The organism is Amycolatopsis sp. NPDC051903 (assembly GCF_044452505.1).
GTDB lineage: Bacteria > Actinomycetota > Actinomycetes > Mycobacteriales > Pseudonocardiaceae > Amycolatopsis.
The window spans coordinates 90,802-105,650 of sequence record NZ_JBITBT010000020.1 but is presented as its reverse complement, the minus strand read 5'-3'; the positions used below and the strand labels follow the sequence as shown (position 1 = coordinate 105,650).

13 protein-coding genes are annotated in these 14,849 nt (G+C 73.0%); 8 read left to right on the top strand and 5 right to left on the bottom strand.

The annotated features are described in order from the left end of the window. Window positions 1-122: 122 nt before the first annotated feature. Complete coding sequence (locus ACIA77_RS32425; RefSeq protein ID WP_395889829.1) at window positions 123-1,550, top strand: GAF domain-containing protein; 1,428 nt, start codon at window positions 123-125, stop codon at window positions 1,548-1,550. A gap of 15 nt (window positions 1,551-1,565) precedes the next feature. Here ACIA77_RS32425 and ACIA77_RS32420 read toward each other — a convergent pair whose 3' ends face one another. Both ACIA77_RS32420 and ACIA77_RS32415 read right to left on the bottom strand, forming a co-directional pair. After that, window positions 1,566-3,560: a SpoIIE family protein phosphatase gene (locus tag ACIA77_RS32420; protein ID WP_395889828.1), complete on the bottom strand. Its 1,995-nt coding sequence runs from the start codon at window positions 3,558-3,560 to the stop codon at window positions 1,566-1,568. 42 nt (window positions 3,561-3,602) lie between these two features. Beyond that, window positions 3,603-4,703: an STAS domain-containing protein gene (locus ACIA77_RS32415; protein WP_395889827.1), complete on the bottom strand. Its 1,101-nt coding sequence runs from the start codon at window positions 4,701-4,703 to the stop codon at window positions 3,603-3,605. Window positions 4,704-4,893: 190 nt separating this feature from the next. On the opposite strand from ACIA77_RS32415, the gene ACIA77_RS32410 reads away from it, so the two are divergent. The 4 genes from ACIA77_RS32410 to ACIA77_RS32395 all read left to right on the top strand — a co-directional run bounded on the left by ACIA77_RS32410 (window position 4,894) and on the right by ACIA77_RS32395 (window position 8,228). Beyond that, a complete protein-coding gene (locus ACIA77_RS32410; RefSeq protein ID WP_395889826.1) occupies window positions 4,894-5,685 on the top strand; it encodes a nuclear transport factor 2 family protein in 792 nt (263 codons plus the stop codon). 83 nt (window positions 5,686-5,768) lie between these two features. Further along, on the top strand, window positions 5,769-6,212 hold the full coding sequence (locus ACIA77_RS32405) for a glyoxalase (RefSeq protein ID WP_395889825.1): 444 nt from the start codon (window positions 5,769-5,771) through the stop codon (window positions 6,210-6,212). After that, a complete protein-coding gene (locus ACIA77_RS32400; protein ID WP_395889824.1) occupies window positions 6,209-7,570 on the top strand; it encodes a dihydrolipoyl dehydrogenase family protein in 1,362 nt (453 codons plus the stop codon). The genes ACIA77_RS32405 and ACIA77_RS32400 overlap by 4 nt, the downstream gene beginning before the upstream one ends. Window positions 7,571-7,694: 124 nt before the next feature. Beyond that, window positions 7,695-8,228, top strand: coding sequence for a hypothetical protein (locus tag ACIA77_RS32395; RefSeq protein ID WP_395889823.1), 534 nt, complete (start codon window positions 7,695-7,697; stop codon window positions 8,226-8,228). A 342-nt stretch (window positions 8,229-8,570) separates the two neighbouring features. Here ACIA77_RS32395 and ACIA77_RS32390 read toward each other — a convergent pair whose 3' ends face one another. Continuing rightward, window positions 8,571-9,239 carry a FadR/GntR family transcriptional regulator gene (locus ACIA77_RS32390; RefSeq protein ID WP_395889822.1) on the bottom strand — a complete coding sequence of 223 codons (669 nt, stop codon included), beginning with the start codon at window positions 9,237-9,239 and terminating at the stop codon, window positions 8,571-8,573. A gap of 171 nt (window positions 9,240-9,410) precedes the next feature. Here ACIA77_RS32390 and ACIA77_RS32385 point away from each other — a divergent pair, with 171 nt between their 5' ends. Then, entirely contained in the window at window positions 9,411-11,171 is a 1,761-nt protein-coding gene (locus ACIA77_RS32385) for a 2-isopropylmalate synthase (protein WP_395889821.1), read from the top strand. Window positions 11,172-11,223: 52 nt separating this feature from the next. Here ACIA77_RS32385 and ACIA77_RS32380 read toward each other — a convergent pair whose 3' ends face one another. After that, window positions 11,224-11,634 (bottom strand): hypothetical protein, encoded by a 411-nt coding sequence (locus ACIA77_RS32380; RefSeq protein ID WP_395889820.1) that lies wholly within the window; start codon window positions 11,632-11,634, stop codon window positions 11,224-11,226. A 175-nt stretch (window positions 11,635-11,809) separates the two neighbouring features. Between ACIA77_RS32380 and ACIA77_RS32375 the strand changes: the two genes are divergently transcribed. Continuing rightward, entirely contained in the window at window positions 11,810-12,232 is a 423-nt protein-coding gene (locus ACIA77_RS32375) for a very short patch repair endonuclease (RefSeq protein WP_395889903.1), read from the top strand. A 293-nt stretch (window positions 12,233-12,525) separates the two neighbouring features. Here the strand turns inward: ACIA77_RS32375 and ACIA77_RS32370 are convergent, their stop codons facing one another. Then, window positions 12,526-13,173, bottom strand: a complete 648-nt coding sequence (locus ACIA77_RS32370; protein WP_395889819.1) for a TetR/AcrR family transcriptional regulator — start codon at window positions 13,171-13,173, stop codon at window positions 12,526-12,528. 169 nt (window positions 13,174-13,342) lie between these two features. Between ACIA77_RS32370 and ACIA77_RS32365 the strand changes: the two genes are divergently transcribed. Continuing rightward, window positions 13,343-14,842, top strand: coding sequence for an amino acid permease (locus ACIA77_RS32365; RefSeq protein WP_395889818.1), 1,500 nt, complete (start codon window positions 13,343-13,345; stop codon window positions 14,840-14,842). Window positions 14,843-14,849 lie beyond the last annotated feature (7 nt).

Sequence of the window (14,849 nt, the reverse complement as noted above, 5' to 3'; positions counted from 1 at the left end):
ATCTTGGCTGGTCAGCGATGGGGGTGCTGTCTCGATATGAGACATCCTGAGGCCCCTGCGCCTATGCTGGGGCTTCTAGCCTGACCGAGCCGGACGCAGAGCGGCGTCTTCCGGGAGGTGGCATGACACGCGGCGAGGGGCTCGAGGCCCGCGGCGGTGCGGCCCCGAGGCTGCGGGCCTCGTGGCAGCGCAGCGCGAACTACGGCGTGCCCGGTGACGAGGTGAAACCCGTGTTCACGGCGTCGGTCGACACCGGTTCGCTGCTGTACGAATGCGGCAGCGAGGTGCTCCAGGGCCTGCACGCGACGCTCGCGAACGAGCCCATCAGCCTCATGCTGACCGACAGCGAAGGCCTCGTGCTCAGCCGCGTGTGCGGCGACCCCGCCATCACGCGGTCACTGGATCGGGTGCACCTCGCGCCGGGGTTCTCGTACGCGGAGAGCAACGCCGGCACCAACGGCCTGGGTCTCGCCCTCGCCGATCGCACGCCGTCGCTCGTGCGCGCCGACGAGCACTACTGCACCAGCCTGCGTGGTTACACCTGCGCGGCCGTGCCCGTGCTCGACCCGATCACCGGCGCGCTCGCCGGCAGCGTCAACTTCACGACGTGGTCCGACCAGTCGTCGGACCTGCTGCTCGCGCTCGCGCAGACGGCGGCCGGGCACACGAGCGCGCTGATGCTGGCGCGCGCCTCCGGCCGCCGTGCCCGGCCCGCCCCGCGCGGCGAGGTGTACCGCGTGTACGCCGACCGCATCGACCCGCCGGAGCTGTCCGCCGCGTGGCGGCACACCCTGCTCGAGGCGATGGACGCGATGGGCCGCGGCCGCACGCTCGCGGTGGTCGGCGAGCCGGGCGCCGGGAAGACGGCGCTGGCCGCGCTGGCCCGCCGCGAACTCCACCCGCGCGAACGCGTGCTCAACGCCCGCCCACCGGCGCCGGATGACGTCGACGCGTGGCTCGCGATGTGGGCGCCGGAAGTCGGCAAGGACAGCACGTGCGTGATCGTCTCGGGAGTCGACGCCTTGCCCGCCTGGGCCGCGAGCGAGCTGGCGGCCCGGTTCACCGCGCACCGCACGGGTTTCGTCCTCACCGCACCGGATTCCGCGGCGATCCCGGCCCCGCTGCTGCCGCTCGCCGAGACCGTCGTCGAGCTGCCGCCGCTGCGCCTGCGGCCCGACGACGTCATGCCGCTGGCCCACCACTTCGCCCACCGCGCCCGCGGCCGCGCCGTCACCTTCACCCCCGCCGCCACCCGCGCGCTGACGACCTACGACTGGCCCGAGAACGCCAAGCAGCTGCGCCGCGTCGTCGCCGAGGCCGCGGCCCGCGCGGACACCGTCGACGCCCACCACCTCTCGCCGGAGGTCTTCACCACCAGCGGCCCGCGCCTGAGCCGCCTGCAGGCGCTGGAACGCGACGAAATCGTCCGCTGCCTCTCCCAGCCGGGCGCCACGGTCGTCGCCGCGGCCGCCGAGCTCGGCATGGGCCGCGCGACGATCTACCGCAAAATGGCCCAGTACGGGATCAAGAACCGGCAGCTGCGGTCCTGACCGTCCACCCCGGACTCACCCACCACCGTCGGGGTCCTCGGTGGTGTGGGCGAGGTCGACGAGCGTGAGCACCTGGTCGGCGACGCTGCCGGCCGGGGCGTAGAGGCGCAGCGGCCGGTGGCCGTCACCGTCGGACGCGTTGGCGCGCAACAGAACCGCGACCGCGGCGCTCGCCAGCAGCGTGACGGCGGTGAGGTCCACGGTGAGCTCGTGGGTGCCGCCGAGCGTGAGCCGGTCGAGCTCGTGGGCGAACCGGCCGGCGTTGCTCACGTCCAGCGCACCGTGCACGGCCACCCGCGAACCGGACGCCTCGGGCTGGTCGAGCATGAGCATCAGCTCGGGCCGTTCCTCAGCGGCTCTCGGGACCGTGCCGTGGTCCACCTCGTCGGCGATGAGCAGCCGGGCCGGGTGCGAGAGGCGCAGGCGCGCCGTGGCGGTGGTGCCGTGCTCGCCGCGGTCCACCTCCAGCTCGTCCACGAGCCGCGTGGCCACGGCGAGCCCGAGCCCGTGGTCGGCGCGGAAGTCCTCGTCGCCGGGGCGGGCGCGGTCGCGCCAGTGGCCGTCGTCGGCCACCCGGACCCGCGCGCACCCGTCCGGGCCCAGCTCGGCGGTCACCGTGACGGTGCCTTCCGCCGCGTCGGGGTGGCTGTGTTCGACGGCGTTGGTCACCAATTCGCCGAGGGCGTGCGCGAGCGCGTTCACGTCCCGCTCGCCCGCGCCGTGCTCGCGCAGCCACCGGTTCGTCGCGACGCGGGTGGCCGGGACCGCGTCGACGCCGGCCGCCATGCGCAGGTGCAGCGGCTCCGGCGCGGCGACGCGCTGGGCGGCGAGCAGCGTGATGTCGTCGGTGTGCCCGCTCTGGCGCACCAGCAGCTCGAGGCTCAGCGTGCACACGCGGTCGACCGCCGGCAAGCCCGTCCCGCGCAACCCCCGTTCGGCCAGCGTGTCGCTCGCGGCCCGCGCGAGTTCCGCCCGCGCCGCGGCCGGGTCACGGCCGGGCCGTTCGATGATCCCGTCGGTGTAGAGCAGCACCACCTCGCCCGGTTCGAGCCGGGCGTTCGCCGCGGTGTAGGTCGCTCCGGTGCCCAGGGGTCCCGCGCCCGACGGCGGGAGGTACCGGGCGGAGTCGTCCGTCACCACCAGCGGAGGCTCGTGCCCGGCGGAGCAGAACGTGAGCGCGCCGGCGGCGGCGTCGAGCACCACGACGCACACCGTCGCCGCGCGCGCCTCCGCCACCCGGGCCGCCATGCGGTCCGCCGCCGCGAGAGCGGCCACCGGATCGCCGGTCTCGTCGAGCCGGTCCTGCAGCACCGCGCGCAGCTGTCCCATCGCCGCCGAGGCGGCCACGCCGTGGCCCACCACGTCACCCACGACGAGCGCGACCCGGCCCCCGGCGAGCGGGACGGCGTCGAACCAGTCCCCGCCCGCCGCGTCCTCGGCGTCGGCGAGCAGGTAACTGCCGGCGATGCGCACGGACGGCAGCACGGGCAGGCCGGGTGGCAGCAGCCGCCGCTGCAACGCGGTGATGACTTCGCGCGCTTCTTCGTAGCGCCGCACCGCCTCGGCGGTCTCGCGCCGGGCGCGGCGCTGTTCGAGCACGCGCTCGGTCGCGTCGATCCCGAAGAAGTTCAGGCCGGTGATGGCGCCGTCCGGTCCGAAACGCGGCGCCATCGTGAAGTCGACGTACAGCTCGTCGAGCCGGCCGGAACCGGGTTCGCGCTCGAGCTGGACCCGCCAGCCCCGCGCCACCTGCGCGACACCGGTCTCGTACACGCGATCAGTCATCTCGAACAGGTTCTGCCCGACCACCTCGGGAAAGATTTCCCGCAGCGTCCGGCCGACCATCCGCTCGCGGCTCACCACCGCGCGGAAGACCGAGTTCACCGCGAGAACCCGGTGCTCCGCACCGCCGAGGCCCATCAGCATGACCGGCATGGATTCGTAGCTCTCCCGGACCGCCTCGGCCGGACCCACCCGTGCGTCGAGGTCGTCGTTCGCGTCCCGGGGCATCACCGCCGCCTCCGTCCGAGTGGATCGGGCGCCCGCTCGGGGTCAACCGGGATCGCCGGGTCGCTCCACCAGGGTCCGGGCCAGGGCGACGAGCTTCAGATCGAGGTTGCCTGCGGCGCGGCGCAGCACGGTGGCGGCCCGCTCGGCGTCCATGCCCTGCCGGCTCGTCAGGAAGTCCTGGGCCCGGCCGAGCACGTCACGTGCCGCGATCGGCCGGGAGACGTCCAGCGCAGTCAGATCGACCGCGTTGGTGGCCCTGATCCCGTCGAGGGCGAGGCTCGCGTACGCCGACAGCAACGCGACGGCCTGCCGGTCGGCGGCGCGCCACCCGCGCATCCAGCGGCTGTAGACGTTCAGCGCGCCGCCCAGGCTCTCCGGTCCCGCGGCCGGGAGCAGGTCGGTCGCGAGCACGGCGGTGAGCCCGTGGTAGGTGGCCACCGCGGCGAACCGCGGCCACCTCGTCTCGACGGCCAGGTCGGCGCTGACCACGAAACCCGGGCCGCCGGGCCGTGCGGCGTCGAAACACGGCCCTTCGCCGATGCGGTACTGCACGAGGTCCAGTTCGGTCGCTTCCGCGGCGGTCTCCACGGGGGTGAAGAACCCGCGCGCCGGATCCCGCAGCGTCACGCTCACCAGATCCGCTCCCGGCACCACGACCTGAGTCGCCGACACCACCCGCCGCAGCACCCCGCCGACCGTGGGCTCGGCGGCGAGCAGGCGAGTCAACGACGCCAGCCGTTCCTCCGGCTCACCCGGATCCGGTTCCGCCGGGTCGTGGTTCGGCTCGTCGTAGCGGACCGGTTCCGCCAGCGCCTGCTCGAGGGTCGCGAACACCGCCGACCCCGCCGGCAGCGTCACCGCGCGCAGCACCTTCTCCGGCGCGCTGTCGGCCGGCACCACGAGCCGGCACCGGGCGGCCCGCGACCGCAGCGTCTCGAGCACGCCGATCAGCAGGCGGATCCCGGCGGCCGACAGCAGTTCGACGTCACGCAGGTCGAACACCACGAGCGCCGGGGGCGGCGCCTCCGCAACCGCCTGCCGCACCACGGTGTCGTCGGAGTGGCCGGCCACCAGCTCACCCCGGAGCCGCAGTACCAGCGCTCGCTTCGTCGACCGTGAAGCGAGCTGCAGTTCCGTCGTCATGGCGTGCTCCCCGAACCGGATCGACCGCAAGGACCCAGTATGGGCCGTCGACTCCTGGAAAGCAGTAAAGGGCGTTATACACCCGAGGGGTGCGTTCCCCTCCCCGGGCCTGTCCCGGGACTGTCGCGGACGCGGCCGAACCGGCAGGCTGTGCACCCGGGATGTCCGCTCGGTGAAGGAGCGTGGGTCGATGCCGTGGTTTCCGGATTTCGTGAGTGCGGTGGAGCTGGCGCGCAAGCAGACCCGCGCCGAGGGGCGGGCCGATCCCGTCGCGCACTTTTTCACGGCGCTCAACGCCGGTGACGCGCAAGCGCTCGAAACCGCCTGGCCCGGTGAGGTCGTGGTGTACGACCCGCGCGCCGGGGTGGTGCGCAGCCGGCGGGAGCTGCGGAAGTTCGTGCACTCCAACCAGGAGTGGCAGGCCCGGCGCCACGCGCGGATCAAGACGGTCGCGAGCACGCGCTCCGGTGAACGCGCCGTGGTGGAACTGGTGGCGTACCTGGACGACGCGGATCCCTGGCCGGTGACCGTGGTGGCGGAGGCGTCCGGGGACGAGTCGGTGGTGTTCCGCACCTATTGCAGCCAGCGGCCACTCGACGGACGCCACCACCTGCGGCCGGCCATCCTCGATACACGCGCGGGCCTGCCCGCCGACGTCGGCCGCTACCAGGCGGCACTCGCCACCGGCGACACCGAAGCGCTCGTGCGCGGGTTCGCGCCGGACGGGTACGTGCAGGAGCCCGATGGCGCGAAACACACCGGCGCCGCCGAACTTCGTGAGTTCTACACGGGGATCGGCGCGGTGCGGCTGGAGCCGTGTGCAATCACCGACGGCGGCGACCGGTGCGCGCTCGAGTACACGTGCGACCGCTTCGGTGGCCATGACGTGGCGGCCCAGGCCGGGATCTGCGTGTTCGACCGCACCGGAAGCGGGTTGTTCTCCGCGGTGCGCGTGTACGACGACGTCGACCTGCCCACCTGAACTCACTCTTCCCGGGGGAGGTGCACGCGCAACCGGACGCGGATGCTGGTCGGCCCCGTGTGCGCCCCGGAAGGAGTCCCCCAGTGGACAGGAAGCTCGAAGTCGTGGTGCTCCCCGTCGGAGACGTCGACCGCGCCAAGACGTTCTACAAAGGACTCGGCCGGCGCGAGGACGCCGACTTCGCCCCGAGCCCCGATTTCCGGGTCATCCAGATGACTCCGCCCGGCTCCCCCTGCTCCGTCATCTTCGGCACGGGGCTCACCACGGCGGAACCCGGCTCGGCACAGGGCCTGCACCTCGTGGTCACCGAGCTCGACGCGGCCCGCGCCGAGCTCGCCGCCACCGGTACCGCCGTCAGCGAGGTCTTCCACGACGCCGGCGGCGTGTTCCACCACGGCGGCACCGAGGGTCGCGTCGCCGGACCCGCGCCCGGCCGCCAGAGCTACGGCTCGTTCGCCGCGTTAGCCGATCCCGACGGCAACGGCCGGCTGCTGCAGGAAATCACCCAGCGGTTGCCGGGCCGATGAACGAGGACTTCGACGTCATCGTCGTCGGCGCCGGCTCACCGGGTGAGCACTGCGCCGGCGAACTGGCCGACGGCGGCCTGCGCGTGGCGCTGGTCGAACGGGAACTCGTCGGCGGCGAGTGCTCCTACTGGGCGTGCATCCCCTCGAAGTCGCTGCTGCGCCCGGGTGAAGCCGTCCAGGGCGCTCGCGAGGCCGCAGCCACCGCGGAGGTCGACGTCGCGGCCGCGCTGGCCTGGCGCGATTTCATGGTGTCCGACCACACCGACGGCGGGCAGGAGACGTGGCTCGCGAGCAAGGGCATCACCCTGCTGCGCGGCACCGGACGGCTCGCCGGGCCGGGTGTCGTCGAGGGCGGCGGCGTCCGCCACACCGCGCGCGACGTCGTCCTCGCGACCGGCTCCGACCCCTTCATCCCGCCCGTCCCGGGGCTGCGCGGGCTGGCGGGGGTGTGGACCAACCGCGAGGTCACCGCGATGAAAACCGTGCCCCGCCGGCTGCTCATCCTCGGTGGCGGGCCCGTCGGTACCGAGATGGCGCAAGCCGTGCGGCGCTTCGGCGGTGAGGTCGTGCTCGTCGAAGGCGCGGAGCACGTGCTCGCCCGCGAACCCGCTCCCCTCGGCGACGCGCTCGGCGAGGTCCTTCGCGCCGACGGCGTCGAAGTGCTCGTCGGCGTGCACGCGACCGGCGCCCGCCACGACGGCGAGGAGTTCCTGCTGACGCTCGACAACGGCCGCGGGCTGCGCGGTGACCACCTCCTCGTCTGCACCGGGCGGCGCCCGCGCGTCGACGGGCTGGGGCTGGAGACCGTCGGTGTCACGCCCGACCCCCGCGGCATCGCGGTCGACGACCACCTGCGCGCCGGCGAGCGGCTGTGGGCCATCGGCGACGTCACCGGCATCCGCCTGCTCACGCACGTCGGCAAGTACCAGGGCGAGGTCGTCGCGGCCAACCTCCTGGGCGAGCCGCGCCCGGCGAACTACGACGCCGTCCCCGACGTCGTGTACACCGATCCGCAGGCGGCCACGGTCGGCGCCGGCGAGGGCGAGTTCACCGCCACCGCGCGAGTGTCCGAAGTGGCCAAAACCGCGACGTACACCCACGCCTACGCCGAATCCCGCGGTTTCCTCACGCTCGTGTCCGACGGGCACCGCCTCACCGGCGCGTACGCCCTCGGCCCCGAGGCCGGGGAGTGGCTCCAGCAGGCCACGCTCGCCGTCCGCGCCCGCGTGCCGCTCGACGTCCTGCGCGACACGATCCAGCCGTTCCCGACGTTCTCCGAGATCTACGTGGCGGCGCTCAAATCGCTGCACGAGCAGATCGCCGCGGCGAAGGTCCCGGCCGCCGGACGAACGGGGTGATCCCCCGCGAGGACGGCACGTACGCACGGTGCGGTACGCGCAAGTGCCGCAGCTGAGCGGACGCCCTCGCGCGAGCTTTTCCCGACGATGAACGGGTGAAACCGGACATCGGCGAGGAGACGGCATGAGGTGGCACCCGACGGCCCGCACGCGCAAGTGGTCCTTGTTCGCCCACATCGTGTTCTCGTCGGCGTGGTTCGGCATGGACCTGGCGCTGGGCGTGCTCGTGTGCACGGCGCTGATCACCGACAGCACCGCCGTCGCGTCGACCGCGCTCCAGGCGCTGCGGCTGTTCGCGGTGTGGCCGATGCTGTCCGCCGCCCTGCTGACGCTCGTGACCGGCGTGGTGCTGGGCCTGGGCAGCAAGTACGGCGTGGTCCGCTACTGGTGGGTCACGGCGAAGCTGGCGGCGACCGTGCTGATGGTCGTGCTGATCTACTTCTCCCTGCGGCTGGGGCTCGACGAGGCGGCGGTGTACGGCCGCGAGATCGCGGCCGGGACGGCGTCCGCCACGCGTGCGAGCGGCCTGCTGCCGCCGGTGGTCGTGGCGCCGAGCCTGCTGCTGTTCTCGTTCGTGCTGTCGGTGTTCAAGCCGTGGGGCCGCGTCCGGCGTCCCGCCGCCGAACGCCCGGTCGTGACGGTCCGCGACGGAGCCTGACCCCCACGGCGGTGACATCCGCGCACGATCGGTGCACAAGATCATGTTCGAGCTGACTTCGCCGGAATTCCTGTTAGCTTCGATTTCGAGGGCCGCGTGGCCGGAAGCGACAGGGAGGAATCGGAAATGTTTCACCTTCGCCGAATCGCCGGTCTGGTCGTCGCCGGATTCGCCGCCACGGGAGCGTGTTTCAGCTGCTTGTGCGCCGAAAGCACGCCCGCACTGCCCGTGTGAGGGTCCGGCACCGGGACGACCGGTTGCCGCCTCGGGCGAATTCCTCCGGCCGCCGCAGCCGGAGGAATTCTTTTCGCCGTTCCCGGATGGGAATTGTCTTCGGGTTCGTCAGCTGAGCCGGGCTTTCAGCTCGGCCAGGTGCGTCCGGCTGCGTTCGGCCGCCGATCGCGCGTCGCCGGCGGCGACGGCGTCGAGCAGACCGGCGTGGGTGTCGTGGTCGGCGTCGCTGCCGAAGGTACCGCGCAGGCGCAGCATCGAGATCATCGCTTCGCGGCTGCGGGGGACGAAGCCGTCGAAGAGTTCGGTGAGGATCGGGTTGTGCGCGGCCACGACGATGGCGCGGTGGAAGGCCGTGTCGGCGTCGACGTGATCTTCGAGGCCTGAGCGGCGCGCCGCGCGATCGGCGAGAGCCCGGCGCAGGGCCCGCAGTTCGGCCGGCGTGCGCCGCTCGGCGGCGAGGCCCGCGGCCTCCGTCTCGATCGCGATGCGCGCTTCGAGCACCGACACGATGTCGGCCCGGCGCAGCACCGCGTCCCAGTCCTCGGGGACGTCGAGCGCGGTCACGAACACACCGGCGCCCTGGCGCGACGCCAGCACCCCCCGGCCGGCGAGCTGGCGGATCGCCTCGCGCACCGTCGAGCGGCCGACACCCAGCTGCGGGGCCAGCGTCGTCTCGCCGGGCAGTTTCGCACCCAGCGTCCACTCCCCCGACCGGATGCGCGCCAGCAGCAGTTCGGCGGCCTTGTCGGCGAGCGGTTCGCGGCGGACCTGGACCATGACCTCTCCTCCCCCTCCTCTACTTGTCTGAGGAGTTGGGCTAGAGTCTAGCGCGTGCTCCCCTTCGGACTCCTCCTCCTTCGCCGCCACGGCGGGGCCTGACCGGACCGGCTCCCCGACGTGGGGCAGCGACGCGCGCCGGTCATCGTCCGAAACCCGGGAAGGATTCCCATGACCAGCGCGTTCCCGCGCCTCAGCACCCCCGCCGGCCCGATCCCCGCGGACTCCCCCGCCTGGAACCGCCAGCGCCACTCGCAGCTGCCCTCCTACCGCTACCGCGACGTCCACTCGCGCGTCGACGTCCCCCTCACCGACCGCGACTGGCCCGCCCGCCGGCTGACGCGGGCGCCGCTGTGGGTGCCCGTCGACCTGCGCGACGGCAACCAGGCACTGGCCGAGCCGATGGACCCGGCCCGCAAACGCCGGTTCTTCGAGCTGCTCGTCGCGATGGGCTACAAGGAGATCGAGGTCGGGTACCCGTCCGCGTCGCAGACCGACTACGACTTCGTCCGCCTGCTCGCGGAGACCGATCTCGCGCCGGACGACGTGACGATCGCCGTGTTCACCCCCGCGCGCCGCGACCTCATCGAGCGGACCGTCGAGTCGATCCGCGGCATCACCAACCCGGTGGTGATCCACCTCTACACGGCGACGGCCCCGACCTGGCGCGACGTCGTCCTCGGCCACGACCGCGCGGCGCTGAAGGAGCTGATCCTCGCCGGCGGCCGCGCCGTGCTCGAGTTCGCCGGAGACCGGCCGTCGACGCGGTTCGAGTTCTCCCCGGAGGTCTTCACCCTCACCGAACCCGATTACGTGCTGGAACTCTGCGACGCGATGACCGGCCTGTGGGCCGCGACGCCGCAGCGCCCGGTGATCCTCAACCTGCCCGCCACGGTCGAGGTCGCGACGCCCAACGTCTACGCCGACCAGATCGAGTACATGCACAAGAACCTCGCCCGCCGCGAAGCCGTGATCCTGTCGGTGCACCCGCACAACGACCGCGGCACCGGCGTTGCGTGCGCCGAACTCGCTGTGCTGGCGGGTGCGCAGCGCGTGGAAGGCTGCGTGTTCGGCAACGGCGAACGCACGGGGAACGTCGATCTCGCCACGCTCGCGCTGAACCTCCACGCGCAGGGCGTGGACCCGATGATCGACTTCTCGGACGTCGACGAGATCCGCCGGACCGTCGAGCACTGCAACCGCCTCGAGATCCACCCCCGCCACCCCTACGTCGGCGACCTCGTGCACACAGCGTTCAGCGGGACGCACCAGGACGCGATCAAGAAGGGCTTCGCCGAGCACCGCGCCCGGGCCGCCGCGCTCGGCGTTTCCGAGCGCGAGGCCGAGTGGCGCGTGCCGTACCTCCCGATCGACCCGGCCGACCTGGGGCGCGGCTACGACGCGGTCATCCGAGTCAACAGCCAGTCCGGCAAGGGCGGGATCGCCTACCTGCTCGCCGCCGAGTACGGCGTCGAGCTGCCGCGGCGGCTGCAGATCGACTTCGCCCGGCACGTCCAGGAGCACACGGACACCACCGGCCACGAGGTGACGGCGGCGCAGCTGTGGGAGCTGTTCTCGGCGACGTACGTCGAGGGCCCCGCCGGGATCTCCCTGGCCGCCTACGCCGCCGGCGACGCGGAAACGTCGCTGACGGTGGAGATCGACGGCGTCCGGCACACGAGCACGCACACCGGCGCCGGCCCCGTCGAGGCGCTCACCCAGGCGCTCTCGGCGCACGGCGTGCCGGTCGAAGTGCTGAGCCTGCACCAGACCAGCGCCGGCTCGGGCGCTGCCACGACGGCGCTGACGCTCCTGGAGTACCGCGACGGCGCCGCGACCCGCTGGGCCGCGGGCCGCGACCGCTCCGTCCTCGCGGCGAGCCTCGCCGCGGTGCTCCGCGCCGCGAACACCGTGCCGGCGCGCGTTTCCTAGGTGTCCCCGGCCCGCGGGGGCACCCCTCCGCGGGCCGGTCCACATCGGCCGTTCACCCCAGGGCGAACACGCCGAGCACCACCAGCCCGGCCACCTTCAGCACTTCCAGCCCGACGTACCACAGGTGCGCGTGACTGCGCGGCCCCTCTTCGCCCGCCAGCACCCGGTCCGAGCGCCGGTTCAGCGCCGGCCGCACGGCCGCCAGCTGCGCCACCAGCACCAGCGACACGGCGCCCGCCGCGCCCAGCGTCCCGGCGGAGCCGGAGCTCACGATCAGCGCCACCCACACGCCGAGGGCCAGCACCACCTCGACCTTGTTCAGCGCCGCGAACACCAGCCGCCCGATCCCCAGCCCGAGCGCCACCGTCACCCCGGGCGCCCGGAACTTCAGCGGCGCCTCCAGGAACGAAATCCCGAGCACCATCCCCAGCCACACCAACCCGATCGCCCCGGCGACGACCATGCACCCCACCTCCACGACGGCGCCCCGCCGCCGAGCGTAATCACCACCCCACCTCGCCGACTCGTGCCCTCGGTGGCCGTGTTCTGCCGGGGCCGCGTGCGATGGTGCCGACGTGTACCACCACCTGGACCCCGGGCTCGCTCCGCCGCCTTCTTCCACCGCGACCGCGCGGGTGATGCGACGCACTCAGAGGACGGGGACGCGGCCCGAACTCGCTGTGCGCAGCGCCCTCCACCGACGAGGTCTCCGATTCGTGGTGGACCGCCCCGTGCCCGGGGGCAACCGGCGGCGACGTGTGGACATCCTCCTTCGAGGCGCGCGCATCGCGGTGTTCGTCGACGGGTGCTTCTGGCATTCGTGCCCCGAACACGGCCACCTACCGCGGGCGAACCGCAGCTGGTGGCGGCTGAAGTTCCGGGGTGTCGCCAGGCGGGACCGAGATACCGACCAGGTGCTGGCTCAAGCCGGTTGGCTCGTGTTCAGGGTGTGGGAGCACGACCACCCCATCGAGATCGCTGACCGCTTGGTATCGCTGGTCAGAGCGAGGAAACTGCTCAAGGCAGCCGAAGCTGGCGGACGCGATGTGCCATCCGAATGACGCGCATGCCAGCCGAGTCGACCAGCGGTCCCCCTAGGGCAGTTGATCACCGAGTCCGGCGCCGAGCAGAGATTGTCGAGGCGCGGCTACGAGAAGGAGGTCGGCGAGCTCCGGATGGCAATTGCGGCCTCGGGACGGCCGCGTGTGCACCGACGCACCGGGCGGACGCCCTCGCCGACGACGTCGTGGCCAGCTGCGTCGAGGGTGTCCAGCCAGAGAAGTGGCTAGCCGTGGTTCGTGCCCACGGGGAAACGTCGACGGCCGCACCAGGGTACAGCCGAGTAACGCGGCGCCTAGACCAACGCCAGAGCCGCGGCTCGCAGGGCGTCGTCCGCGTCGGGGAGGCCGGCGACGCGGAGCACGGCGTCCGCGCCTTCGCGGGCGTGGGCGGCCACGTCGAGGTCCGGTGAATCCCGTCGCAGGATCGCGGTGCTCTCGACCAAGCCGAAGACCAGATCCGTCCGGGCCGCCGCCGACGGCACCCCCGCGAGGTCCACCAGCGATGCGTACGCGGCCTTCAGCGCGGCCCGGTCGGCGCGGAACCTCGCCAGGTTCGGGGACGCGACCTCGGGCAGCAGGTACAGCGCCCCGACGTTGTGCCGAGCGCCGGCGAGCAGGCGGATGTCCGTGTGCGCCAGAGCCCACAGCCGGGCCGGGGCCGGCGCGCGGGACGCGACGAGCCGGTCGGCCACCACGAGCGACGGGCGGACCGTGGCGGCCAGCAGTTCGGCGAGGATGTCCTCCTTCGCCGGGAAGTGGTAGTAGAGCGACGCCTGGCGCAGGCCCGCGCGTTCGGCGATAGCGCGGGTCGTGGTCGCCGCGTAGCCGGCGCCGGTGAAGAGCTCGCCGGCGGCGTCCAGCAGCGCTTCGCGCGCGTCTTCCCTGCTCGCGGCCGCACCGCTGGCGCGCGGCCGGCCCACCCTGGTCGCCTTCCCGTCCACCCGGACGATCCTGCCAGGCCCGCCGCCGTGTTACACCGCGGCGCCCGATCCCGAAACACAACGCCCGGCTCGTTAACACCGCCCTTACGCGCGCGAGACGGCCACGACGCCGCCGCCGCTTAATTTCGGTCAATCGATCGAAATTGAGCCCGCAGACGGGAGCCCCGCCATGCCCGCGCCACCGGTCCCCACCGACGAACTGCAGCAATTCGGCTACCGCCAGGAGCTTCGCCGCACGCTGGGCGGGTTCTCCGCCTTCGCCGCCGGCTTCTCCTTCGTCTCGATCCTCACCACCGTCTTCCAGCTCTTCGGCTTCGGCTACTCCTTCGGCGGCCCGCTGTTCTTCTGGTCGTGGCCCGCCGTGCTCGCCGGGCAGCTGCTCGTCGCCCTCGTCTTCGCGGAGCTCGCCGCGCGCTTCCCGCTCGCCGGTTCCGTCTACCAGTGGGCCAAGCAGCTCGCCCGCGGCTTCACCGGCTGGCTCGCGGGCTGGATGATGCTGCTCGGCTGCGTCGTGGCGCTCGCCGCGGCCGCGATCGCGCTGCAGATCGTGCTCCCGTCGGTGTGGAGCGGGTTCCAGCTCGTCGGCGGCGACCCGTCGGTGACGTCGCCGACCGGCGCCACCAACGCCGTGCTGCTCGGCACGCTCCTGGTCGTCTTCACCACGCTCGTCAACGCCGCCGGCGTCCGCGTAATGGCGCGGATCAACGACATCGGAGTGGCCGCCGAGCTGATCGGGGTGGTCGTGCTCATCGGCGGGCTCGTGCTCTTCGCCGTGCGCGGGCCGCAGGTCGTGCTCCACAGCGTCGCGGTGAGCGACGGAACCTCGGCGGCCGGCGTCGGGGGTGTGCTCGCGTCCGCGCTCATGGCCGCGTACGTGCTCTACGGCTTCGACACCGCCGCCTCCGTCGCGGAGGAAACGCGCGACGCCCGCCGCGCCGCACCCCGCGCCGTGCTGCGCGCGGTGCTGGTGTCCGGGCTGGGCGGGCTCGCCGTGGTCCTCACCGCGCTCATGGCCGCCCCGAGCCTCACCGACGGGCAGCTCGCCGGCCACGGCCTGCCGTACGTGATCACCGCGGTCTTCGGCGACACCTTCGGCCGGATCTTCCTCGCCGACGTCGCCATCGCCGTCGTCGTCTGCACGCTCACCATCCAGACCGGCACGATCCGGCTGATCTACGCGATGGCCCGCGACGGCGCCCTGCCCATGTCGGCCCGGCTCTCCGGCGTGAACGCGCGCACCGGCACTCCCCTGGGCCCGGCCGTCCTGTCCGGCGCCCTCGCGATCGGCCTGCTCGGCGTGAACGTCGGCAACCCGACGCTGTTCAGCACGATCACCGGCACTTCGGTGGTGATCGTGTACCTCGCCTACCTGCTCGTCACCGCGCCGCTGCTCGTCCGCCGCCTGCGCGGGACCTTCCCCGCGCAGCCCGGCCTGTTCTCCCTGGGCCGCTGGGCGATCCCGGTCAACGTCGCCGCCGTCGCCTACGGGGTGGTCATGATCGTCAACATCGCCTGGCCCCGCGCGGAGATCTACGACCTCGCCGGCTCCGGCTCGCCCTGGATGCTGCTCTTCCCGATCGAGTTCGTCGCCGCCGCCCTGCTGATCGGCGGGCTCTGCTGGCTGCGCCTGCGCCGCACCGCCGCCCCCGCCCTCGAACCCGCCGTCTGAGAGGACG